Source organism: Enterococcus sp. S53 (assembly GCF_016516865.1).
Taxonomy (GTDB): Bacteria; Bacillota; Bacilli; order Lactobacillales; family Enterococcaceae; genus Enterococcus_D; species Enterococcus_D innesii.
This window is the reverse complement of the sequence record NZ_JACVUH010000008.1, coordinates 1-23,764: the sequence shown is the minus strand read 5'-3', so window position 1 is coordinate 23,764 and position 23,764 is coordinate 1. Positions and strand designations below refer to the sequence as shown.

Sequence of the window (23,764 nt, the reverse complement as noted above, 5' to 3'; positions counted from 1 at the left end):
CCTTTTTACTAGAATCTTCTTCCTAATAAATAGTAGTCATTTTTCCTTAAGAAATCAAGTCATTTCGCTATTTCTAATTTAGATAAGGCAACTTTTTCGCGTAATCCGCTTTATTTTCCTGACGGGCGCGGGCAATCGCCATACTGTGTTTAGGAACATCTTTGGTGATCGTTGAGCCAGCAGCGATCATCGTTTCCTCTTCGATGGTTAATGGCGCAACTAGATTGGAGCCAGAGCCGATAAAGCAATTGTCGCCGACAGTCGTTTTGAATTTGCTCTTGCCGTCATAATTAACAAAGACTACGCCGCAGCCGACATTGATGTTTTTGCCTAAGGTCGCATCGCCAACATAAGACAAGTGTCCGACTTTGGTGCCTTCACCAATCGTCGCATTTTTGACCTCCACAAAGTTACCGATATGGGCATGGGCCAAAATTTCCGCATGGGGACGAAGATGGGCATTAGGACCGACATCGGCGCCATCATGGATGATGCTCTCCTCGATCGTCGATGCCTTGATCGTCACTTGGTTGCCGATCTTGCTGTCTTCAATTTCAGAAGCTGCCGTAATGACACAATCTTCTCCGATCGTCGTCTTCCCTTTGATGATCACACCGGCTTCGATCAAGGTATCTGAACCGATCACAACGCCTTCGTCGATATAAGTCGTCGCCGGGTCGATCAAGGTCACGCCATTTTGCATGTGCTGACGATTGATCCGCTGGCGCATCAAGCGATTGGCTTCGGCTAAGGCGATGCGGTCGTTGACCCCTAAAGATTCATGGAAATCTTCGGTTTGATAAGCAGCGATGATTTTGCCGTCTTCCTTTAAGATCTCGATAATATCAGTCAAGTAGTACTCCCCTTGGGCATTGTCCGTATCTAATTTTGCCAAGGCGTCAAATAACAATTCATTGTCAAAGCAATACGTGCCTGTATTGATTTCTTGGATCAGTGCTTCTTCGGTCGACGCATCTTTTTGCTCGACGATTTTTTCCACGATGCCGACATGATCCCGTACGATCCGGCCATAGCCCGTTGGGTCTGCCGCTTGTGCCGTCAAGATCGTTGCCGATGCATTTTTCCCTTGATGGTAATCGAACAAGTTATTCAAGGTTTCCGTCGTCAATAACGGCGTATCCCCACTAATTACTAAGGTGGTGCCTTTTTTGCCTTTTAAAAATGATTCGGCTTGAACGACAGCGTGACCGGTACCTAATTGTTCGGCTTGTAAGGCATAATTGGTGCGATCCCCCAGTTGCTCTTTAACCATTTCCGCCCCGTGACCAACGATCGTCACGATCTCTTCAGGATTTGTTTCCACCACTCGGTTCATGATGTGCTCCACCATTGGTTTGCCACAAACCGGATGTAACACTTTATATAACTTCGATTTCATGCGCGTGCCTTTTCCAGCCGCTAAAATTATTGCAAAACGTGCGTCCACGTATTCCACTCCTATCAATCTGAAGGATTTTTGTTCATTGAATTTCCTATAAACAGTTTAGCCCAAGTACTTGTAAATTTCAACGATTTAAGGAATCGCCACCTAGACCAATCAAAAAAAGACTGGCAGCCGCCGTTTTAAAAACAGCTGCTTGCGCCAGTCTAAGAGCCACAATAATCAGGCTTTTTTCTCAAAGTAATTTCCCGGTACTACCGAGATCGTTTTGGTCTGGGTATCGACATCTTCAACATAAAGCAGAGAGCTGTAATCGCTGATGGCCCGCTTGCCTTTGAATTTCGTTTCGGCAAAAACCGTAATACCGACTAATTCGGCCTCAAATTCTTCAATCAAGCTCTTCATCCCATTGACCGTGCCGCCGCCTTTCATAAAGTCATCGACCACCAATACTCTAGAGCCGCGCTTTAAGCTGCGTTTGGATAATTCCATTTTTTCGATGCGCTCTGAAGAACCAGAGACATAATTGACACTCACGGTCGAGCCTTCAGTGATCTTGGAATCACGACGCACGATCACGAAGGGAACATTCAAGTAGTAAGAGACTGCTTGAGCGATCGGCACTCCTTTAGTAGCAACGGTCATCACCGCATCGATTTGTTCGCCTAAATATTTGGAAGCGATGATGCGGCCGACTTGGCGCAGCAATTCCGGTTCGCCTAATAAGTCAGATAGATAGACGTAGCCGCCAGGCAACAAACGGTCTTGCTCAGACAGGCGTTCTGCTAGCCCTTCGACGTACGCATACGCTTCTTCTTCAGAAATTTCAGGCACAAAAAAAACACCGCCAGCAGCGCCTGGCACGGTATCAAGAATGCCTGTTCCTCGTTCTTTAAAGGTCTTTTTGATAATAGATAAATCTTCGCTAATCGATGATTTTGCAGAGGCATATCGTTTAGAAAAGAAGGACAATGAAATCAATTCATGGGGATGATTCAACAAATAATGTGTCATATCGATCAGTCGTTCACTTCGACGTATTTTCACACCGGACAACTCCTTTAGTTTATTCGCCTTATTATAAGGCTTTTTCGGGATAAATGCGAGCATTATCTGAAATATTGCTTATATTGTTCGGTTTTGATTAGAGTTTAAAAAAAAGAAACGAAAATTCTTCGTTTCTTTTTCATAAAGCCCTTTATTTGAGGCGCTGTTTTCGTTGCACGAGGATCACGATGCGTTTGATCAAATTGATCACTAAGAAAAGAGCGATAAAAACCAGCGTGATCGTCGCTCCCGGTGGTGTGTCCAAATAAAAGGAACTGGTCAAACCAGACATCATCCCAATCATGCCGATCACGACACTGATCAAAATCACCGCGTTGAAGCTTTTGCCTAAACGCATACTGATGGCAGCTGGTAAAACCATGATCGCAGAGATCAGCAATGCGCCCGCAATCGGGATCATCATAGCGATTGCCACCCCCGTCAAGACATTAAAGAGCATCGACATCACTCGCACAGGCAAGCCATCGACATGGGCGGTATCTTCATCAAAGGTCAAAATGTACATGGGCCGTTTGAATAAGAAAAATAAAGCAAAAACGACTAAAAACAAAAAGCCTAAGATCCAGACTTGTTCTTGTGTGATCGTAACGATCGACCCAAACAAATACGATTGGATACTCGTTGCGGAGTTCCCACCGCTAAGGTTCATCAAGACGAGGGCTAACGCTAAGCCACCGGACATCAAAATGGCGATCGAGATCTCTGAATAACTGCGGTACAGCGTTCGCAAATATTCCAAAATGATTGCGGCAATGACTACGATCAATAGCGTCGTCAAACTGGGATTTAGATTTAGAAAGAAGCCTAGTGCCACCCCTGCTAAAGAGACATGGGACAGCGTATCAGCCATCAATGACTGTCGTCGAATCACCAGAAAGACCCCCAGCATCGGTGCGATACCGGCAATAAAAATCGCCGCAAGAAAAGCTCTTCTCATGAATTCATATGAAAGCAGCGCCATGGTGAATCCTCCTTCCGCACTAAACGGATCTGACGGTCCGCATATTCTTTGATATCTTCGTGATCATGGGTGATCATCAAAATCGACTTGCCATGGTCATGAGCATTGTGTCGCAGCAGTTCATAAAACAGATTGCGGGATTGTTCATCCATCCCCGTGGTTGGTTCATCTAAAATAAATAAATCAGGATCCGTGGCAAAGACCCGTGCCAAGCTGATCCGTTGTTTTTGGCCACCGGACAACTCACCGATCCGTTTATTACGCACGTCCCACATCCCGACGGCATCTAATGCACGGCGGACATGTTCATGGTCTCGTTTCGTCAGTCGCTTGAACCAGCGGTCTCTTGGGTAGCGGCCTGATTGGACCAATTCCAAAACGGTGCTGGGGAACCCGACATTAAAGGAAGCAATCTGCTGAGGAATGTAGCCGATGCTTAATTTTTCACCAGCGGCATTCTTGGTCGCCAAGGTGACTGCTCCTTTAGAAGGTTTCAACAAACCAAGGGTTGCTTTGATCAAAGTAGATTTTGCCGCCCCATTTTCGCCGGTCAAAATCACGAATTCGCCGTCTTCAACAAAGTAAGAAATGTCTTCCAAGACGGGCTCATCGTCATAATAAAAGGTCAAATCTTTTACATCGATATAACGCACGCAGGCGCCTCCTTAGTGAATACTTTTTTGTAATGCTGCCAAATTGTCTTCCATTACAGACAGGTATGTTTCGCCGTTATCCATCTGCGCTTGCGTCAAGCTTTCTAATGGATTCAAGACCGCCAGCTCCACTCCTGTTTCAGAGGCTAAGGTCTCAGCCACCTTCGATGACGCGTTTTCTTCAAAATAGATAACTTTGACTTGCTTTTCTTCTACATATTCTTTCAGCTCAGCCAAACGACTTGGCGTTGGTTCTTGATCGGGTGAAATGCCCGAAATCGATTCTTCGACTAAATTATACTGCCGTGCCAAATAGCCAAAGGCTGCGTGCTGCGTAACGAAGGTCCGCTGAGTCGCATCCTTTAACGCCGCTTGGTAGGCTTCATCTAAAGCAGAAAGTTTTTCGATATAGGCAGCCGCATTTTCCGTGAAGGTTGCCTTTTGCTCAGGAAACTTCGCAATCAGGTCATCGCGGATCGTTTCTACTTCTTGGATCGCTAAGACTGGATCGGTCCAAACATGAGGGTCATACGTATGATCATGGCCTTCATGGCTGTCTTCATCCTCGTGACCATGCTCTTCCTCTGTGCCTTCCACCAACTGAATGTTTTTGACCGCTTCAATCACTGCTGTTTGCTCAGGATCGACGGAATCCGTCAAACTAGCAACCCAAGTTTCTAGCTCAGGACTATTGTAGACAAAGGCATCTGCATCCATGATTTTGGTCATATCTTTGGCACTTGGCTCATAGTCATGAGGCTCGGTTCCTGCAGGGATCAACAAGGAGACCTCTGCTGCATCGCCTACAACTTCTTTCGTAAATTCGTACATTGGATAAAACGTCGTGACGATCGACAGCTTCTCGGTGTCACTCGATTGACTTGTCGCTTCTTGCTGCCCACAAGCGCCAAGAAGCACGCCCCCTAAAAGGAGTGCTATAGTAAGTAAGATTTTTTTCATCGGGATTTCCCCTTCCATTTGCTGGCTCTTCTTTTTATTTTAAAACGGAACAACTCCGTTTTGTTAGCAAAAGTTACTCTATCAAATGATTTCCGGTTCGTCAAGACAAATCGTACGTTTTACGATTTAAAACTTTTATTTCGAGATAAATCGGAAAACATAGGAGATAACGTTCATTTGAAGCGGATTCTTCTCTCAGAAACTTAGTTATATTTTACACCATTCGCCATGCGCCCCTACTGTGTCAGCTTGAAAAATTAGAGAGTATGTAGGATAATGATCTAAAAGCACTTGGAGGAAACGAAGATGAACGAATTTGTAACTGTGCCGCCAACTGTAACCAACAGTGAACTGCTGAATCGAATCGATTTACCGGAAGATCCTGCATCGCAACAAACCGAAGAAATCCGCAAAGCGATCGACAAATCATTGTACGAAGAAGACAAAAAGAAAAAATCCGCAAAGCAGCAGCACCAAAAAGAATAGCCTTTGCTTTACGTAAAGATTCAGACCCCGACGCCTTTTTTTCGTCGGGGTCTTTTCTGTAAGGCAGCTTCTAGATGCTTCCTCCCTACCTCAGCTGCCTTATTCTTTACTATTGAACTGGATTTTATAGAAGGAATGCAAAAAAACACAGGCGAATCCTGCCTGTGTCCTTGACTCATTCATTTCAATGTACGTACAAGATAAACCTCGTCACAGAACCCTTTTAAGGCATTGTAGACCCGCAGTGCCCGTGAATATTTTTGACAAAGAGCAAAAACAGTCGGTCCGCTGCCGGTCATCAAGGCAACATCGGCACCATATTTCATCATGCGATCTTTGATCTGTTGGACGATCGGATATTTTGGGATCGTGATGGCTTCTAGGCTATTGCCCATGGCAGCGATCATAGCCGAGTAGTCTTCGGCTAAGACGGCGGCAGACAATGCTGCGATATCTGGATGGTGCAGTTGGTCTAGCTCGACTTCTTGAAAGATTTTCCCCGTTGAAACACTCAGACGAGGTTTGACTAAGATGACCCAACATTGCGGCATCGGCCGCAGCGGCGTCACCAGCTCCCCTTTTCCTGCAATATGAGCAGTGGTCCCATACAGACAATAGGGAACATCGGTACCAACTTCCATACCAATATCGATCAGCTCTGCCATGGAAAGATCCAAGTCCCAAAGGCGAACCATCCCCCGCAACGCTGCCGCACAATCCGTACTGCCACCACCTAACCCAGCTGCCACCGGGATATTCTTGGTGATGCGAATGCGGATGCCTTTTTTGATACCATAGCGTTTTTTTAAAATACTGGCGGCCTGATAGACATTATTGCGTTTATCGATTGGTAAAAAAGCTTTGTTGGTTTCTACAATGATCTTATCTTCTGCTATCTCTTCCATTATCAGACGGTCGGCTAGATCAACACTAGACATCACCATTTCCAACTCATGGTAACCGTCTGTTCTTTTCTCTAACACATCGAGACCGAGGTTGATCTTAGCTGGCGCTTTTTCAATAATCTCCATCTTCATTCATCCAATCATCTGATAGTTATTTAGTTCTATCATAGCAGATTCTTATAAGATAGTTGAGTGATTTCTCTTGTTTTTGTGATTGTTGCCATTTTGGTTGCCCTTTGGCTTGGTTCCTCGTAAAATAGAGGTACCAACTCAATAGATAAAAGAAAGCGGGGGAACCACATGGCAAATTTGATTCCAAGAGATTTAGCAGGCGGCGAAGAACTATTAGGCAAATTAATGAACAGTTTTTGGCAAGAACGGCAAATGAACACGGACATTAAAGAGTACGAAGACAAGTATCTCGTTCAAGCAGATTTACCCGGCATCAAGAAAGAAAACATCCGCGTCAGTTACGTCAACAATACCTTGACGATTTCAGCGGCTCAAACAGAGACCACTGAAACCGAGGATGATTTCGGACATTATTTGCGCAAAGAACGCTCTAGCAGTGCCTATCAACGGACCTTCACCATCACAGACATTGATGAAGAGTCCATTAAAGCAGTGTTTGAAGACGGCGTTTTGACCCTGACCTTACCGAAAGCTAGCTACAAAGACGCACCCGCAAAAAATATTCCGATCGAATAACCGAGATACCAAAAAGGCAGTCCCTTCAGAGAACGCTCTGGGGGGAACTGCCTTTTCTTATTTGCGTGCTTGTCGTCGATATGCCTGTCTTGAGGTCTGTGGTTCTTCTTCGGAGACCTCTTTTTTGACGTACAATTTCAAACTGTACGGTTCATGGTATTTGACATCGTTTTTGACAAAATCACCGCCAGTGATAAATAAGCCCACTGGCTCTAAAGGTTGCTTGCCGGTCCATTGAATCGTGCCGACTTTCGTCATCTCCGTGTAGCTGGTCCCGATCTGCAATACGTACACGTTTTTCCCTTGCTGTTTGACAAAATAGTAAGGGTACAAGGTATTTTTCGGAATCGTAAAGCCGTTGGATGACGGTTTAATCGCCAATTCTTCTTGAGCGATCAAAGTCTGCAAATGATTCGCCAATACTAGCTGATAGTCTTCTTCAAAATCGATCACTGCTTTTTCAGTCGTCAAACGATCAATGTCGGTGGTGCTGATAGTTTCCCCTTCAATATTGAAGACTTCATCCGGCAAGACTTTGACAAAGGTCTGAGTGACATCGAACTTCAGGTTTTTATTCAAGAAATAATAGAAGATATTCAGTACCCAGAAATAGACTAAGACCAAAAAGCCGATCGTATAAAGGATCGCTTGAAAATAGTTTTGGTTCGCAAACATTCCATAGACGATCCGCAAAATATACGCCGTTGGAATGATACTGAGGATGGTATAGGCGCGATTCAAGTATTTTGGACTGATGTCAAGATAGCCCAAAAATTTGTGGATGCCGTTGATTAAATCTAAAATAAGCGTCATTTTCTCACCTACTCATTTCCTTGATTCTCATCCATGATCACTTGCTGATCTGGCGTGGTTTCTTCACTTGAAGAAGGCGTTTCTTGATTGTTTTCCGGTGTCGTCGGTGAAACACTCTCATCGCTTGATGGTGTCGTTTCTGTCGGCACCGAAGAAGACGGGGTCGTTTCTGGTGTTACTACTTCACTGCTGGATGACGGTGTTGTCTGCTGGTCATCGTTCGTCGGTTGTGAGTCCATACTAGCAGGTGTTTGATTTTGACTGTCTTCCGTTATCGAAGACGGTGTGCTTTCACTTGGTGCTTGTTCGGTCGTTTCTGTCGTTTCCGTCGCACGACTTGGTTGGCGATAACTGCCTGAATTCACCACGCCGGTAGCAGTGGCAATGATCGTTGATATCGTTAAAAGTGCAATTGGTTTTAAAATAGGCGGGACTTTTCGCATGATTCTCATCCTTTTCTTACCCGATTCTGCCCATCTGCAGTCTCGGTTCCTTCAGCCTCTTCTTACCTTTATAATCGTTTCTGACAAAAGGGTCAAGATTCCCGAGGCTTCTGTCGCAGGATTTAAAAAAAACTAAACATGTAACTGTTTTCACAAAAAATAACGACGACAGTTGCCGCCGCTACACAAGGTATTCATAAAACTTTTCAAAGGTCAGTTGCAACGTGCCATGGTAATCCCGTAAAAGGGCGGGCAATGCGATCACTTCTTCATGTTGGATCGGGGCATCGATTTGGATCACCGCTTCTTCTTCATCCAGATAATAAGAACTAAACAGTTCATCATCAGCGACTTCTTCTAGCTGATTGGTCAGCTCTTCATAAAACTTTTCTACGATCGGTTCTGCCAACTCATCAAAGACCGGCTGCAAGGCTGCCTCTACAGCTGGAAAAGGCTGTGCGAGTAATTGCTGTCCGCTGAGAGAACGACGGGTATTCTCATAGGTCAAATAAAGCAGGTCGAAATAATCCTCTTCTTCCCCGATCGCTTCTAGCGTCAAAAGGGCTTTTTCTACCAATGAAACCAAGGCCGAGGATACCTCTTGATGCATCACCGCATCGACTTTTTCAAATAGTTGCTGTTTCTCGATGACAAATGTTTCTTCCATAAAAGTGAATTCCGCTTTTTCAAAGCAAAGGGGGGTATCAGAGATAAATAGTTGGATCGTTGCCATGGCGTTGCCTTCTTTCTTTTTCAAGCTGCGGACAAAACAGATGATTTGTCAACAGCGAAAATCTTCGTTAGCATAAATAATAGCAGGTGAACAAATTGTTCATCAAGTAATAAGGAGGAGATCGAATGAGTAAAGTTGCTGTTATTGTCACTGATCTAGTTGAAGATGTTGAATTGACGTCACCCAAAGAAGCACTGGAAGCGGCCGGACATGAAGTAGTCGTTATTAGTAATGAAGGCACCGAGACCGTAAAAGGCAAACAAGGTGGAACGTTTCCCGTCGATGCGGCCATCGATACGATCGATCCCACCAGTTTTGATGCTTTGTTGATCCCAGGCGGTTTCTCCCCTGACCAATTACGGACCGATGAGCGCTATGTGTCATTGACGAAAGACTTTTTGACATCTGATCGTCCCGTCTTTGCCATTTGCCACGGCCCACAACTGTTTATCCAAACAGGACTGACGAAAGATTTGACCTTGACGGCTTATGATTCTGTGCGACCAGATTTAGCCTACGCAGGTGCCACCGTCAAAGATGAGCCCGTCGTGATCGACGAAACTTATCGGTTGATCACCAGTCGGAACCCAGATGACTTAGATGCCTTCAATCAAGCGATTACTGAGGCATTGAACTAACCGCGAATAAGACGTGGTTTCTTTGATAGAAAAAAAGCCGCCAGTTGCAGCGTTCGATCCTTCGTATCGATCGAGTTGCAGCTGAGCGGTTTTTTCTTGCGTAGCTTTTCAGTTTTCAGTTCATGGCTCGTTTCCTGTTACTCGTCAGAGGGCAAGTCAAAACCATCGAAAGTCTCGCCATCATAGTAGCGCAATAATTCTTCCGTCGATAATAAGGAAGACGTCATTTCTTCCTGCGCCTCATTGACCTCTCGAAGTTGGGCAAGGTAAGCCGCGTAGGCTTCTGCCAACTGCCGATAAACAGCTTGCCGCGAAGTTCCTTCCCCTTGGATCGTCGGCAATTCACGGATAAAGGCCCGATAGACGGGACGGTTTTCCTGCCATTCGATCGGCAACTCAATTACTTGAAGCTGGGCTTCTTCAAACCATCGTTCCATTGCTCTCCCTCATTTCTTTTCTTATTATCGTCAAGTTGGCAGCAAAGGTCAATCGGTGAGCAAAAAAATACAGAACAAGCGCTGAAAGAAATTGACCTATCCGCAAAAGCTCACTTGTTGGGCTAGCTTTTACGGATGCGGCAATTTATCTGCTTGCTCTGTGTGTTACTCGTTTTTATGCGGCAACATACGCATATTTTTCAATGTTTTGTCGGATCGTTTCAATCATGTCTTCATCTTGCAAGCCAGTGATTTCTGCAATGACTTCCGGTAGTGACTTTTCATCCAAAAGTGCTTGTAACTGTTGGCTTTGCTCATCTTCAGGGTCTTTGTAGTTGAAGATCATGCCGATCGTTTCATAGAGATGATCTGGCTGCATGTTGCGTTTTTCTAACTCAAGGACTGGTCGGATAAAGCGTTCTTCGGTCCCTAATTTGCGGACAGGCGTCCGTGCCACCCGAGTGATGGCATCGGAAATGTGTTTGTTTTTAAAGCGTTGGATGATTTTTTCGATATACCGTTCATGTTCTTCAGGATCAAAGGCCCATTTCTCAATTAAAAGCCGGCCAGTTTCTTCGAGAACGGATTTTAATTGGATCACCACTAAATGATCCTGCATCGCTTCATCAATCGTCTGATAGCCTTGGAGCGCGCCTGTGTACGCTACCGTGGCATGACCCGTATTGACACTGAATAGTTTCCGTTCAATATACGGTTCCAGATCCGCCACATAATGGACCCCTTGCAGATGGATCGAGGATTTCATCCCTGTCTCTTGGATCACCCATTCGCAGAAGGGTTCTACTTGAACGAATAAGGGATCATCATGGTGCTGCAGCGGTACGATGCGGTCCACCGCTGCATCTGGAAAACCAACCGTCGCTTCCAACGCTGACCAATCCGCAACGTATTTTTGCACTTCGCTTTTTAAAAAGGTCGATCCGCCGATCATATTCTCACAGGCGATCACATCAATGGCTGGCTTGTCTGGGTATTGCTGACGTGCTTCTAAGCCTTTGGCGATCAGCTCAGCGATATGCGGCAAAATGTTGGGACCAATGGCGGTCGTAAGGATATCTGCCTCGGCGATCGCTTGGATCACCGCTTCTGGTTCTTTGGCATTGTTCAATCCCGTCACATGCTCGATGTGGATCTGTTCTTGGGTCTCATCGGCTAATTCGATGGTATACCCTTGTCTTGCTTTTAAGGCGTCAATGATCGTTTCATTGACATCAATAAATGTGATTTCAAAGTTGTTGGCAGCCAATATCTCGCCGATAAAGCCGCGACCAATATTACCTGCACCAAAGTGAACTGCCTTCATGTCTTGTCTCCTCCTTAAATCCTTATGCCACGGTCAAACTTTGGGCGATTTCTTCTTTATCTAAGGCATCCGCCAATTCGACAACGTTATCGATATCGCTGCAAAAGAGGGCGATTTGTTGGACCAATTGCAGATGATCTTCTCCTTTGCCCGCGATGCCGAAAAGGACGGTGACGATTTTTTCTTCGTCCGCGGTACCGAAATTCACGCCATCCGGCACTTGTACGATACAGATACCTGATTTTTTGACGTATTTTTTGGCTTCATCCGTACCGTGAGGAATCGCAATAAAGTTCCCCATATAGACTGAGAGCATCTCGTCACGCTCAAGCATGGCTTCGACGTATTCTTTTTCCACACAGCCTGCCGCCAGCAATTTTTCGCCGCAGTAACGAATGGCTTCTTCTTTGGTCGCAAATTGTTTGTTCAATTCAATCATGTCTTTTTCTAATACTTGCATTCGGCTCATCCTTTCTTAATTCGCTGCTTTGATCGATGCTACGATCCGTTGATAGTTCGTCGTTCCCATCAAATTATTGACAGATAGGTGGATCGCTTCTGGCGCTGAGGTTTGCGCTTGCGGCGTTAGGGCTTCTTTTGTGATCACCAGTGAAGAGGCGTTGGCATGGAGATCATTGATATGGCTTTTTCTGATTGGCATCGTCAGAGCTTCTTTGGCTAAAAGATCTTGGAAGACTTTCTGAGCCATCGTTGCCGAACCTTTGCGATCATCGTGGGCCAAAATGATTTCACTGACTTGCTTAAGGTCATTGGCGGAAGGAACATCTGCCTGGTTGCCTGCTTCAGACGTTTTTTCTGACTCCCCCGCTGTCTTAGTCCCTGACAATGTGGCTACGATTTCATCGTACCGTGGAGAGTTCAGGAAATTTTCAACCGCGACGAAGGTCGCATTTGGCGCTTTTTGTTTGGCACGTTCTTGCAATTCTTCTTGAGTGACGATCAGCGTATTGGCATCGTCCGTCAAATTGTTGATGGCGGAATTCGAGACATTTTGTGGAAGACCCGCTTCTTTGACTTTTTTACGTAAGATCGATGCCCCCATAGCACTGGAGCCCATGCCTGCATCACATGCGAAGATGATACGATTGATGCCAGTCATTGGTTGAGCCGCCAATCCTTTAGCGCTGAGTTTTGCTGCTTGCGTTTGTTGTACTTTTTCTTCAAAATTATCCACTGTATCCTTCGCATCTGCTTTCAAAATTGCGGCAGCGACGATAAAGGACACGCCTGCTCCTACGGCAATTCCGGCTAAGACAGAAACGACACTCATCACCGAGTTGAATGGCGTCATTGCTAAGATCGCAATGATCGAACCTGGTGAAGCAGGTGCCCGTAAGCCTGCACCTAGCAATTGGAAGGTAAAGCTTCCTGATACACCGCCGGCAATCACTGCTAAGAACATCAATGGTTTCATCATGACGTATGGGAAGTAGATCTCATGGATCCCACCGATAAAGTGAATGATGATCGCTCCAGGTGCCGAAGATTTCGCTGCTCCTTTTCCGAAGAAAGTGAAGGCTAGCAAGACTCCTAAACCAGGTCCAGGATTGGCTTCTAATAAGTAAAGAATCGATTTCCCAAATTCGCTGACTTGCTCAGTACCTAGTGGTGTCAAAATTCCATGGTTGATGGCGTTGTTTAAGAATAGGATTTTTGCTGGTTCAATAAAAATATTGGCTAATGGAATCAAGTGGGCATTGACGATCACTTCTACCCCTGCTGCCATTGCTTCTGTCAAGGTGTTAACAACTGGCCCGATTGCTACAAAGCCCAGTAATGCTAAAGCAAAACCGATCAAACCTGATGAAAAGTTGTTGACCAACATTTCAAAGCCAGCGCGAACTTTGTCTTGGAAGATCTCGTCAAATTTCTTGATGACCCAACCGCCTAAAGGACCCATGATCATTGCACCCAATAGCATTGGGATATCCGTTCCGACGATGACCCCCATCGTTGCGATCGCCCCAACCACGGCTCCGCGGTCACCAGCAATCACTTTCCCGCCAGTATACCCAATCAAGATTGGGATCAAATACGTTAGCATTGGACCGACCATCGTTGCAAAGGCTTCATTTGGTAAATACCCATCTGGAATAAATAATGCCGTTAATACACCCCATGCAATCAATGCGCCGATATTCGGCATCACCATACTCGACAATGTACTGCCTAATTTTTGAACTTTTGCTTTTACTGATGATTTGGCTGCTTTTTGTGTCTGTTCCATTTTTTTCTCTCCTCTCGTCTGCTTACACCCTTATTGTAGGCGCTTCCCAAAACGGTCGAAAGTCGTACTTTGGCACAAAAAACTGTGCCAAAACTTGTAGCCAAACGGATAGAACAAAAAAAGGCGAGCAGCCCCTGCACTCGCTTATTTTTGTTATGTTTCACGTGGAGCATTTCTATCTGGTTTTTGCCAAAACACAAAAAAAAACGTGTACCCGCTCCTTCTACACAAGGTAGAAAGAGCGAGCACACGGAGGCAGCTCATTCACTCATTTCGTTCGCTGCTCTTGTTACAAGCCAGTCTGCTGCTGATTGCTTATTCTTCTGCCAGCAAAATCTGTTGGATCTCTTCAACCGATTCGGCATCACTCAGCGCCCGAACATTTTGCATATCGGAACAAAAAAAGGCGATTTCTTGCAAAACAGCTAATTGCTGCTCTTTTAGGACGACTACGAAAAGGATCGTAGCGATTTTGGGTTGCTCCTTCGTGCCGAAGTCGACGCCATCCGGCACTTGGATCAAAAAGAGCCCTTCTTCCTTGATCCATTGCTGGGCTTCTTCTTCCCCATGGGGCAATGCAACAAAGTTACCGATGTAAACACCTGTTTTTTGATGGCGCCGCAAAAGGCTTTTGACATAAGGTAAAGAGACGATCTCCTGGTTGACTAAGTACTCGCCAATTTTTGTCAGGGCCTCTGTGGCATCGGTAAAGTGTTGATCCAACAAAATCCGCTCCTGTGGAATATACATCGCTGATCCCTCCTATTGTTTTACTTCTTCAATCAAGAGCGAAGAGAGTAACTGATAAATAATCGAATCATTGCCGGAATTAAAAATCTCCGTATTTAGATCATTCATAATGATCGAACCACTGATCTTCCCTAACATCTGAGAGCTTGTTTCATTGATAGGATACGGCGCCAGCATGACTAATAAACGGGTAACAGCGATTTCTTTTTTATCCATCGCTAGAAGTGGCAGTGGCTGTTTCAAATCGAAAATACGAAAAACAGGTTGCAGGATCGCCGAACTCGCCGCGTGAAACAAGGCAAAGTGAGTGTCAGGAATGCCCACTGGCGCTTGGAAGTAGCGCCTTAAGAGACGATCAACAACTTTCTCACGATCCAAAACAACATGTTCATCAAAAGACGTCAGCACCAGCTGCAACGTTTCTTCCAAGTCCGCTGGGTTATCAATGGTCTGCACTTGAAACAGCGCCAATAGCTGGTTAATAGCTTCGATAAAAGCCAAGACCGCTTCATAGGATTCCTCTTTGACCAAAGCAGAGGGCGCTTTTTTGGCGGAACGTTTTTTCTGACTAATGGCTTGGAAGGCCTTCTTCAACTCTTGAATGTCTTCTTCTAGCAGGATCGGTGAAACGAGTTTGTATTCTCCTTGATACCCTGGCAGCAATGAAGTCGAGATCACCAAGTCATAGGTCTCCTCGATATTTTCCCGTTTGACATCCCCCACTCGAAAGAAGGTGATTTGATTGATAAAGGGAAAATGTTTCCGCAGCTGCATCTCTAACAAACTGATGGAGGCTAATCCGCTAGGAGAGATCCCTGCAATATTGACTTCTAACACTTTCGGATTTTTTTCCAACGAATTGGCAAAATGCAGGACCATATAGGCGATTTCTTCTTCCGAGAACTGCTGCTGCGGAAAGACTTGCGGCAAATGATTGCGAATCCCGCTGGCGATCTCGACATACTGGTTCATGATTTTTTCTAGGATAGGGTTGTTCAAATGATCTTCTTCTAAAATCGCCCGCGTCATCACTCCTGAGATATGGGTCAGCAGCATTTTATACAAGTTCGTATCTTCATAAAACGCCACTTCCGTTTGCTCACTGACCAATTCGATCAAGCGTTTTACACGATAAGCCAAGTCGGTATCAAAATGGTCATCAAAAAAATCACGATCAAAGGAATTAGCAAAATCACCTAGTAACACGGCAAAAAAGACGATTTCGTTGATGGAATAAAGCAGTTTCGTCTTTTCGGCGATCTGAGCAAAAATCTTTTTCGCCACCTTCAGCAAGTCTTTGTTGATCTGACTCGGGTACGTCTCTTCTTCCACCGTGTAGCCCAAAGCTACCCGATCCATGGCTAGCGCCAGCATCAAGACGATAAACGCCAATTTACGGTCACTAAGTTCCTTGAACTGCGGCTCGATGGTTTCTCGAATCAGCCGCTGGGCTAGCAATAGATGGTCACGGGACAGAAATTGAAAAATAAACGGGGCTTCATCATCGGTTTCCAGTAAATGGAAAAATTGGTACTCATTGATCTCCATCACTAGTGTATTGGCAGTGATCAACCGCCGATATTTTTCGGAGCCTTCGATCTCATACCCTTGATTGCGCACGATCCTTAACGGCAGCCGTGCGAGACTTTCTTCTAGCTGTTTGATATCTGAAAAAAACGTCGTATTGCTGATTTGGTAGCGATCCAAGAAGAAATGACTAGATACAGGCTTCGTGGCGGTAGTCAGTTGCAGCAAAATACGATGTTGTCGCTCACTAGCCGCGAATTCTTGATCGGTATCTGCCATAATGGCTTCTTGCAATTGGCGAATGCTCGTTTCTGATGCAAAAATTTGGAAATGACCACGACCGACCTTCTCTAAGGTAGCTCCTACTGTTTCCAGGGATTTTTCTAGATTAGCCAGTTCACGGTACACCGTTCGTTTACTGACTTTTAAGACTTGCATCATGCGATCTAAAGAAACCGGACCGGTACTATTCATCAATTCCGTTAATAAAAGTGTTTCACGATTGGTCAAAAACATAGTCGACTCCTTCTGTCAGTAACTGACGATACGCATCTGTCGTCAATAAATCATCCACCACCAGTAAAGGAACATCTGGGATCGGGCACTTTTCTGCAAGTTCTTTCGGGAGAATATAGACTGCCGTAGGATCAAGAGCTTGTCCTTCATATGCCATTTTTTTGACGGTCAAAGACAATGTTTGTTGGCGAGCCATTTTTCTTAATATCTCCACTGCCATCGTTTGTGAACCGCGTTTTTTTCCAGTATACAAAAAGATGATCGTTGAAAACCCTAGCGAATTTGCTGCTTCGATTTGTAGCGATTGCTGCGGATCCTGTTCTCTTCTTTGTAATTCTTGGATCAGCGGGGCATACTCATCTGCCGCCAAAAAATTATCTAACACATAATGCTGTGCGTGAGGTGTCTGCTTTTGGGCAATAGCTGCTAATTCCCGTTGGGTGATCACCAAAAGCGCGGGATCATCCGTCACACGATAAATCGACTGATAGCGGACAGGAAACGTTAGCTGGGCTTCTTCTAACTCTTTCTTTAGTATGCTGGCGCCGATTGCACTGGACCCCATCCCTGCGTCACAGGCCACGACGATCTCCGTGACTTTCTTCATTTTCGGCATCTTACGCTCCTCATTTTCTGTATTGGTCTTCCGTTTTAACAGCACACTAGCGATCACAAACGATACGACCGTACTGACGACAATCCCAGCTAAGACACCTAGGATCATAGAAGCCGGTGTATTGAGCAAAATCGCCAAAATCGAGCCCGGGGACGCAGGCGCTCTTAAGCCTACCCCTAAAAATTGGAAGATCAGCGTGCCACTGAAACCACCAACGATCGGACCGAGCAACACCCAAGGATCGAGCAGAACAAACGGGAAATAGACTTCATGAATCCCGCCAATGGCCTGCACAAAAATGGATGCTGCGGCATTCGTTCGGTTTCGCTTTGAACCAAAGAAAAGATACGCCGCTAAGACCCCTAATCCCGGACCGGGGTTGGCCTCGATCAAAAATAAAACCGACTGACCGTTGACTGCCGCGGCTTCGATTCCTAGCGGCGTAAATAGTCCATGGTTGACAATATTATTAAAAAACAAAACCTTCAATGGTTCTACAATGATATGAATAAAGGGCAAGACATTTTGCCGAACGAAATAATCAACGAGCTGATAGCTGCCGAGACTGAACCAATTAAAAAGCGGCGCCAATAGGAAATAACTACCTAAAAAAAGGAGTCCGCCAAGCGCACCTGCAATAAAATTGCGCACCAGCATCTCATAGCCACTTTTGACCTTACTAACGAACGAATCACTGCGATACAACAGCCAGCCTGCCAGTGGTCCCAGTAGCATCGCCCCAAAGACTTGGGGAATATCCGTTGCGAGAATAGCCCCTAAGACCGCCACTGCTCCTACGACCCCACCTCGCTCAGGTGCCAACATTTGCCCACCTGTATAAGCAATCATGAGGGGCAGCAACACAGTCAAGACCCCTTGTTCCATTTGCTGGATCACTTGTTGATCGACTGAAAAAAAAGGCAGCAGGAATGAAATCAGCATCCACGCAATAAAAATACTTAAATTCGGCATCATCATGCGAGAAAGATAATTCGTATAAAACTTAACCGTTATCATTTTTTCTCTGGAAGACGAGGTCTTGTTCATTTTATCCGCTTCCTTTCTCTTTTCTATTATAAGATGTTCTGGCAAGACTGAAAACAAAAAAAGCATACGTTTTTTTAAACAGAAATCAAAAAAAGCTGACGTAAAACGCCAGCTTTTGAAATAGCTTCAATTGATTTAGTTTACGCGTACCGCGAAATCTGGTGAGTAATAAGAGTAACTGCTGACAGAAACACTTTGACCAGGTGTTGGTGCATGAATGTATTGTCCGTTACCCATAGCGATCGCCACGTGATGCGTGCTTCCACGGCTACCCCAGAATAACAGGTCGCCAGCTTTTGCTTCGTTGATCGAAATCACCGTACCGGAAAATTCTTGTGCATACGTTACCCGTGGTAATGAGATGCCAACTTTAGCAAATACATATTGTGTAAAGCCAGAACAGTCAAAGCCATCTGGTGTCGTACCACCCCAAACATAAGGGGTACCAATGTATTTCATTGCTTCTGCTACGATTGCTGAACCGTTGACCGTTTGTGCGGGTGCAGGAGTATTGCTTGCACCATTGCCGCTATTGTTCGATCCTTGGTTGTTATTGCTATTGTTATTGTTGGCAGGAGTCGATGGTGTCGTATTTGTTGAACCGCCACCTTGTGATGAACTGCCTTGCGTAGTATCAGTCGTCGTACTAGAATTTGTTGTTGAGTTTGATGTCGTTGAATTCGACGTTGAAGACTCGCTTGATGCTGCTTCCTGAGTAGCTGCTTCAGCTGCTGCCGCTTCTTGAGCCGCTGCTGCTTGTGCTGCTTGTTCACGAGCTGCTGCTGCTGCCGCTTCTTCTGCAGCGATGCGAGCTTGTTCTGCTTCGTAATCTTCTTTTTGTTTTTCTAAATCAGCTTTTTCATCTTCTTTCGATGCTTGTTGAACAGCCAATTCCGCTTGCAAAACATTTAAATCAGCTTGTTTGGCTTGTAGATCCCCTAATTGTGTTTCTAATTCAAATTGGTTCGCTGCGATCTCCGCCAATTTATCGTCGTTTTCCGCTTTTTTCGCTTCAACTGCTTCTTGGTCTGCTTTTTGTTGATCCACAAGATCTTTGTTAGCATTGACGATCGTTGTCATTGCTTGCACACGACCAATGGCATCGGTTAAAGAGTCAGCTTCTAATACTGCATCAATAAAGTTTGTGCTTTGACCGTTGACTTGAACGTCACGGGCTTGTTTTTGGATCGCTTCTTCACGCTTTTCGATTCTGACTTTCAAATCGGCAATTTCTTGCTTCAACTTTTCAGAATCCGCACGCAAATCCCCTTGTTGTTGCAACAAAGCTTGGGCTTTTTCATTGATTGCAGCCACGTCGCTTTCAAGTGCTGCTACTTGTGACTGGATGCTTGCTTGCTGGTTTTGCAAGTCAGAGATTTCTTGATTTTTTTCTTCAATTTTATTGTCAAAATCTGATGCAAAGACAAGTGTCGGTGCTGCTGCAGAAGTAAGAACAATTGAACTTACTAACAATAAAGATAAAATTCGCTTTTTCACTCTTCATTCCTCCGGCTGTTGCTTCCCCTAATATGGTTTTTTTATGTATAAATGCTTAAGAATACCTAAAGTCCTTCACGATAGTGTGATTGTAACACAGCCGTATGTCAGAGAGATAAAAGGAATATTACAAAAACATTTCAATCGCTGTTATTTTTATACCGTCAAAGGCAAAAAAAATGAAGCTATTCGTCTTTGAATAGCTTCATGAATGGAACAACTAAAAGGATAAACAAAATGATGTTCAATAAAAGCGTTGGTGCTAAAAAGCGGGAAACAAAGAATGACGTGCTAACTGATGCGATCTTAAATAGCAACTGGACGCCCAACGTCACAACTTCTAAGCTGGTAACAAAGATGATCATTCCGAAAAACATGGTAAATATATTTTGATAAAGCGTATTTTTCAAAATGTACATGATCCACACGATCAGAGGAAAAGCCACCGTGTAGATGCCGATCACACCGACATAATACACGTCATAGAGGCAGCCGATCACCAGCGCCGTGGTAATCAAAAAGTTTTTCGGCAAATACTTTGCGCCACACAAAAGGGCGATCAGCAAAAGATGGGCACTGGCGATATAATTGTCTTGGGTCCATTTTTCCAAAAAACGCGTCAGTTGTCCATCTGCCAACATCATCAAAAAGAAGACGCCCGCTGCCAGGTATTTGATGTAGTCATGCTTTTTCATGGCTATTCCTCACCTGCCAAGCGTTTGATAATCGTTACTGCTTGAATATCATACATTTGGGCATACAGTTTTACAAATACTTGGGTATCAAGACCAAACTCATCTTTAGTGGTACGGATCACTGTTCCGATCGCTAAGTCGGCGGGCGAGTTTCCTCCTAATCCAGAGGTCTGCACGACATCGCCTTCCTTCAGCTCATTGTCCCCCGTCAATTGGGTAATGACTAAGGAACGTTCTTTTTGATCGTAACTACTTAGGATCCCAAAGTTTGACCCATCTTCGCCACTGATTCGAACCGGATAGTGGTTGGAATTCTGGTTTTCAGAAGTCAAAAGTTCAATTTTAGAAGAAGCTGCATTGACCTCAATGACACGACCAATCAAGCCTTTTTGTGACATGACTGCCATGTTGACCTCAACGCCATCTCTTGAGCCTCGGTCCACGATCAGCATATCTTGCCAAGTATCCGGTGACCGATTGATGACATTGGCGGAGATCCGTTCATAATTCGTCAAGGTTGCATTCAGCTCTAGCTCTTCTTTCAAGGCATCGATTTCTCTTTGCGCATTGTCCTTCGCTTGTTCCAGTTCCTCAAAACTGTCCAATTTCTCTTTTAAACGTTCATTTTCTTCATAGGTCACAAACAAATTTTTGACTGAATTGGCACCATTTTCGATCCAACGAAAAGGAGCGGTAATCACTTTATCGATAAAGCCAACGGAGTCATTGACCGTAGATTGCACGGCATTGGTGGAGTTTCCCGCTGCTCGGCGGGCGATCGTCACGCTTAATACGGTGACAACTAAAATCACAATAATCAATGTGATGATAATATTTTTATTAGGATTAAACTTTTTCACAAAGACACCTCAAATAATTCCAAACTGTAGTTCCAATTTTACCATTAATACCCTGCAAACAAAAGCTAAGTTGTCCGTCTTAATGTTTTTTTTGTAATTAAGTTTCTGAAATTTTCAACAAAAAAAAAGAGACGTTCCGTCTCTTAATCACAACTTTGAATGACTGCTATCATCCCGCTGCTAAAGGAAAAACCTGCTGTTTGTGTCAGAAATTCATTGCTGGCATAAGAAGTTGGGTACGGTACTTGGACGTTTTCTAATAAATACTTGCTACCTGTCAACGTCAAATCTGTTACCGGCGTCAAACAGCAATACGCCAAATACTGCATCTCGGGTTCTTTTTCCAGTTGATAGGTGCCCGGTAAAAAGAACTGAACGACATTTTGACGATCTAAAAAACGCAGATTTGGGGCAAATGGACGAAACCGATCTTCTAAGGGCAGCCATAGATTGGCTAAAAGATGGTCGAGACGTCCCCCTGTTGCACCAATCAAGTCGATTTGCGCTTCTGGATAGCGGCGCAACGTCTCCACCAATGCCAATTGGGTATCTGTATCATCTTTTTCAGCAGGGGCTTGGATCACGGTCTTAACTTGTTGTTTGACCGCTTGCAGTTCTGCTGCGTTCAGGGAGTCGAAATCACCGATTGCCAGATCGACTGGCCGTTGGTGCTGAAGCAAAAACAGGGCCCCGCGATCAATTCCAATGTATTTATCATACGCCATCAACTGTGGCCAATTTTCAGGGCGCCCCCCTGCTGCTAACAAAATCTTCATTTATTGCAAAGCTTCTTTCAAGGCTCTGATTTGTGCTGCAGGTTCATCGGCATCGTAAATATAGCTTCCTGCTACGAAAACATTTGCACCTGCTTCCAGGCAACGTTTGGCTGTCTCAGGAACGATCCCGCCATCTACCTCGATATCATAATGATAGCCTTTTTCTTCTTTTAAAGCAGCCAGCGCCGCAATTTTTTCCAGTGATTCTTCAATAAAGGATTGCCCACCAAACCCTGGATTGACCGTCATAACTAACACTTGATCACACATGGATAAAACATGTTCAATGGCTGAAACTGGTGTGCCTGGGTTGATGACGATTTCTGCTTTGACATTTTCTGCCACAATCATTTGGATCGCACGATGGATATGAGGTGTTGCTTCTGCGTGGATACCAATGATATCTGCTCCAGCTTCTGCGAAGGCATGGATATACTTTTCTGGCTCGATGATCATTAGGTGAACATCCAACGGCAGTTTGGTAACTGGGCGAATCGCTTTAACGATGTTTGGGCCTAAGGTAATATTAGGGACAAAATGACCGTCCATCACGTCTACGTGAATGTAATCTGCGCCATGGCGCTCTACCAGCTCAATGTCTCTTTGAAGATTTGCAAAATCGGCACTTAAAATAGATGGTGCTAGTTTTATCATGCTTTTCCCTCACTTTTTCTTCTTTTTATAAACCGGACGTCGGTTTTCAATCTCTTCTAAAAATTGCACGTAATTCTTATAACGAGTCTCGGCAATCTCATTTGCTGCAACTCCCTGCTTGACTGCACAATCAGGTTCATTGAGGTGCATACATTCCCTAAAACGGCAGTTGGCAGCTACTGCTAAAAAATCAGGGAAGAGCTTTGGTAACTCTACTGCTTCGATTTCCAGAAAATCGATTGAACTAAAACCAGGCGTATCGGCAACCAATCCATCACAAATCGGCAAGAGCTCCACATGACGGGTCGTATGTTTCCCCCGTCCGAGAGATTCTGAGATCGCTCCTGTTTCCAATGCCAATTCCGGGACGATTCGATTCAATAGCGTAGACTTTCCAGCACCGGATTGCCCCATAAACACGGTAATCCGCTCAGGGAAGTACCGTTGAAGTTCCAATAGATCTTCGCCTTCTGCTTTTGACGTGATCACGTGGTAGCCAATTGCTTGATAGGTCTCCTCAATTGCTTTCATTGCGGCAAGATCTTTCACAAGATCCGCTTTTGTCAAAAAGATGATCGGTTCGATCCCCTCATACTCTAAGGTCACTAAAAAGCGATCCAATAGGTTATAGGAGAAGTTCGGCTCAACTAGACTTGTCACGACCACTCCTTGATCCACATTTGCGACTGGCGGTCGAACTAGCTCATTTTTTCGCGGCAAGATCTCTAAAAGATAACCGTCTGTTTGATTGCTGCTTTCAAAGATCACTTCATCCCCCACCAAAGGAGTGATTTTTCGATTCCGAAAATTTCCTCGAGCGCGGGTTTGAAAGATTTCATCTTCTGATGCCACATAATAAAATCCGCTTAGCGCTTTGATGATTTTTCCCTTCAAACAATTTCCTCCTCGTTTTTTACTATTGTATCATATTTTCAGGTCTTCTCACTGGCTGAAAACACAAAAAAAGCCTGAAGCGAATGCTTCAGGCATCAAAAAATCGGGAAGACAGGATTCGAACCTGCGACCCCTTGGTCCCAAACCAAGTGC

At 44.8% G+C, this 23,764-nt stretch carries 25 protein-coding genes; 3 read left to right on the top strand and 22 right to left on the bottom strand.

Features of this window, described 5'->3' with window-relative positions; translation table 11 throughout:
- Positions 1 to 73: 73 nt before the first annotated feature.
- The 5 genes from glmU to IAE45_RS11235 form a co-directional block, all read right to left on the bottom strand.
- Complete coding sequence (gene glmU, locus IAE45_RS11255) at positions 74 to 1,447, bottom strand: bifunctional UDP-N-acetylglucosamine diphosphorylase/glucosamine-1-phosphate N-acetyltransferase GlmU (RefSeq protein WP_081119206.1); 1,374 nt, start codon at positions 1,445 to 1,447, stop codon at positions 74 to 76.
- Positions 1,448 to 1,624: 177 nt separating this feature from the next.
- Entirely contained in the window at positions 1,625 to 2,449 is an 825-nt protein-coding gene (gene purR / locus IAE45_RS11250) for a pur operon repressor (protein ID WP_005230273.1), read from the bottom strand.
- Between the two features lie 151 nt (positions 2,450 to 2,600).
- Positions 2,601 to 3,431, bottom strand: a complete 831-nt coding sequence (locus IAE45_RS11245) for a metal ABC transporter permease (protein ID WP_005230272.1) — start codon at positions 3,429 to 3,431, stop codon at positions 2,601 to 2,603.
- Complete coding sequence (locus IAE45_RS11240) at positions 3,404 to 4,084, bottom strand: metal ABC transporter ATP-binding protein (protein ID WP_081119207.1); 681 nt, start codon at positions 4,082 to 4,084, stop codon at positions 3,404 to 3,406. Before IAE45_RS11240 ends, IAE45_RS11245 begins: the two co-directional genes overlap by 28 nt.
- A gap of 12 nt (positions 4,085 to 4,096) precedes the next feature.
- Positions 4,097 to 5,044, bottom strand: coding sequence for a metal ABC transporter substrate-binding protein (locus IAE45_RS11235; RefSeq protein WP_200127207.1), 948 nt, complete (start codon positions 5,042 to 5,044; stop codon positions 4,097 to 4,099).
- A gap of 306 nt (positions 5,045 to 5,350) precedes the next feature.
- Here IAE45_RS11235 and IAE45_RS11230 point away from each other — a divergent pair, with 306 nt between their 5' ends.
- Positions 5,351 to 5,530 (top strand): hypothetical protein, encoded by a 180-nt coding sequence (locus IAE45_RS11230; protein WP_081119209.1) that lies wholly within the window; start codon positions 5,351 to 5,353, stop codon positions 5,528 to 5,530.
- Between the two features lie 179 nt (positions 5,531 to 5,709).
- On the opposite strand, the gene ispE is transcribed toward IAE45_RS11230, so the two are convergent.
- The gene (gene ispE, locus IAE45_RS11225) at positions 5,710 to 6,561 is read right to left on the bottom strand and encodes a 4-(cytidine 5'-diphospho)-2-C-methyl-D-erythritol kinase (protein WP_200127209.1); all 852 of its coding nucleotides are present in this window, start codon (positions 6,559 to 6,561) and stop codon (positions 5,710 to 5,712) included.
- 174 nt (positions 6,562 to 6,735) lie between these two features.
- On the opposite strand from ispE, the gene IAE45_RS11220 reads away from it, so the two are divergent.
- Complete coding sequence (locus tag IAE45_RS11220) at positions 6,736 to 7,143, top strand: Hsp20/alpha crystallin family protein (RefSeq protein WP_077454126.1); 408 nt, start codon at positions 6,736 to 6,738, stop codon at positions 7,141 to 7,143.
- Positions 7,144 to 7,200: 57 nt separating this feature from the next.
- Here the strand turns inward: IAE45_RS11220 and IAE45_RS11215 are convergent, their stop codons facing one another.
- The 3 genes from IAE45_RS11215 to IAE45_RS11205 all read right to left on the bottom strand — a co-directional run bounded on the left by IAE45_RS11215 (position 7,201) and on the right by IAE45_RS11205 (position 9,132).
- Positions 7,201 to 7,956 carry a DUF6681 family protein gene (locus IAE45_RS11215; protein WP_081119210.1) on the bottom strand — a complete coding sequence of 252 codons (756 nt, stop codon included), beginning with the start codon at positions 7,954 to 7,956 and terminating at the stop codon, positions 7,201 to 7,203.
- A gap of 8 nt (positions 7,957 to 7,964) precedes the next feature.
- Positions 7,965 to 8,399, bottom strand: coding sequence for a hypothetical protein (locus IAE45_RS11210; protein ID WP_081119211.1), 435 nt, complete (start codon positions 8,397 to 8,399; stop codon positions 7,965 to 7,967).
- 181 nt (positions 8,400 to 8,580) lie between these two features.
- Positions 8,581 to 9,132, bottom strand: a complete 552-nt coding sequence (locus tag IAE45_RS11205; RefSeq protein WP_081119213.1) for a hypothetical protein — start codon at positions 9,130 to 9,132, stop codon at positions 8,581 to 8,583.
- Positions 9,133 to 9,257: 125 nt separating this feature from the next.
- On the opposite strand from IAE45_RS11205, the gene IAE45_RS11200 reads away from it, so the two are divergent.
- On the top strand, positions 9,258 to 9,770 hold the full coding sequence (locus tag IAE45_RS11200) for a type 1 glutamine amidotransferase domain-containing protein (RefSeq protein WP_081119214.1): 513 nt from the start codon (positions 9,258 to 9,260) through the stop codon (positions 9,768 to 9,770).
- Positions 9,771 to 9,907: 137 nt separating this feature from the next.
- On the opposite strand, the gene IAE45_RS11195 is transcribed toward IAE45_RS11200, so the two are convergent.
- From IAE45_RS11195 to rsgA, 13 genes are all read right to left on the bottom strand, one after another.
- Complete coding sequence (locus IAE45_RS11195; RefSeq protein WP_081119215.1) at positions 9,908 to 10,207, bottom strand: hypothetical protein; 300 nt, start codon at positions 10,205 to 10,207, stop codon at positions 9,908 to 9,910.
- Positions 10,208 to 10,382: 175 nt separating this feature from the next.
- Entirely contained in the window at positions 10,383 to 11,531 is a 1,149-nt protein-coding gene (locus IAE45_RS11190) for a mannitol-1-phosphate 5-dehydrogenase (RefSeq protein ID WP_081119216.1), read from the bottom strand.
- Between the two features lie 22 nt (positions 11,532 to 11,553).
- Positions 11,554 to 11,991 (bottom strand): PTS sugar transporter subunit IIA, encoded by a 438-nt coding sequence (locus IAE45_RS11185; RefSeq protein ID WP_005230254.1) that lies wholly within the window; start codon positions 11,989 to 11,991, stop codon positions 11,554 to 11,556.
- A gap of 15 nt (positions 11,992 to 12,006) precedes the next feature.
- Complete coding sequence (locus IAE45_RS11180; RefSeq protein ID WP_081119217.1) at positions 12,007 to 13,779, bottom strand: PTS mannitol transporter subunit IICBA; 1,773 nt, start codon at positions 13,777 to 13,779, stop codon at positions 12,007 to 12,009.
- 315 nt (positions 13,780 to 14,094) lie between these two features.
- The gene (locus IAE45_RS11175) at positions 14,095 to 14,529 is read right to left on the bottom strand and encodes a PTS sugar transporter subunit IIA (RefSeq protein WP_016612038.1); all 435 of its coding nucleotides are present in this window, start codon (positions 14,527 to 14,529) and stop codon (positions 14,095 to 14,097) included.
- A 12-nt stretch (positions 14,530 to 14,541) separates the two neighbouring features.
- Positions 14,542 to 16,572 carry a BglG family transcription antiterminator gene (locus IAE45_RS11170; RefSeq protein ID WP_081119218.1) on the bottom strand — a complete coding sequence of 677 codons (2,031 nt, stop codon included), beginning with the start codon at positions 16,570 to 16,572 and terminating at the stop codon, positions 14,542 to 14,544.
- Complete coding sequence (locus tag IAE45_RS11165; RefSeq protein WP_081119219.1) at positions 16,553 to 18,301, bottom strand: PTS sugar transporter; 1,749 nt, start codon at positions 18,299 to 18,301, stop codon at positions 16,553 to 16,555. The genes IAE45_RS11170 and IAE45_RS11165 overlap by 20 nt, the downstream gene beginning before the upstream one ends.
- Before the next feature lie 69 nt (positions 18,302 to 18,370).
- A complete protein-coding gene (locus IAE45_RS11160; RefSeq protein ID WP_081119220.1) occupies positions 18,371 to 19,732 on the bottom strand; it encodes a C40 family peptidase in 1,362 nt (453 codons plus the stop codon).
- Positions 19,733 to 19,917: 185 nt separating this feature from the next.
- Positions 19,918 to 20,427, bottom strand: a complete 510-nt coding sequence (gene mreD, locus IAE45_RS11155) for a rod shape-determining protein MreD (RefSeq protein WP_081119221.1) — start codon at positions 20,425 to 20,427, stop codon at positions 19,918 to 19,920.
- Positions 20,428 to 20,429: 2 nt separating this feature from the next.
- Positions 20,430 to 21,287 (bottom strand): rod shape-determining protein MreC, encoded by an 858-nt coding sequence (gene mreC, locus IAE45_RS11150; protein WP_200127211.1) that lies wholly within the window; start codon positions 21,285 to 21,287, stop codon positions 20,430 to 20,432.
- Positions 21,288 to 21,430: 143 nt separating this feature from the next.
- On the bottom strand, positions 21,431 to 22,063 hold the full coding sequence (locus tag IAE45_RS11145; RefSeq protein ID WP_081119222.1) for a thiamine diphosphokinase: 633 nt from the start codon (positions 22,061 to 22,063) through the stop codon (positions 21,431 to 21,433).
- A complete protein-coding gene (gene rpe / locus IAE45_RS11140) occupies positions 22,064 to 22,717 on the bottom strand; it encodes a ribulose-phosphate 3-epimerase (RefSeq protein ID WP_081119223.1) in 654 nt (217 codons plus the stop codon).
- Positions 22,718 to 22,726: 9 nt separating this feature from the next.
- Complete coding sequence (gene rsgA / locus IAE45_RS11135; protein WP_077454114.1) at positions 22,727 to 23,611, bottom strand: ribosome small subunit-dependent GTPase A; 885 nt, start codon at positions 23,609 to 23,611, stop codon at positions 22,727 to 22,729.
- Between the last annotated feature and the right edge of the window lie 153 nt (positions 23,612 to 23,764).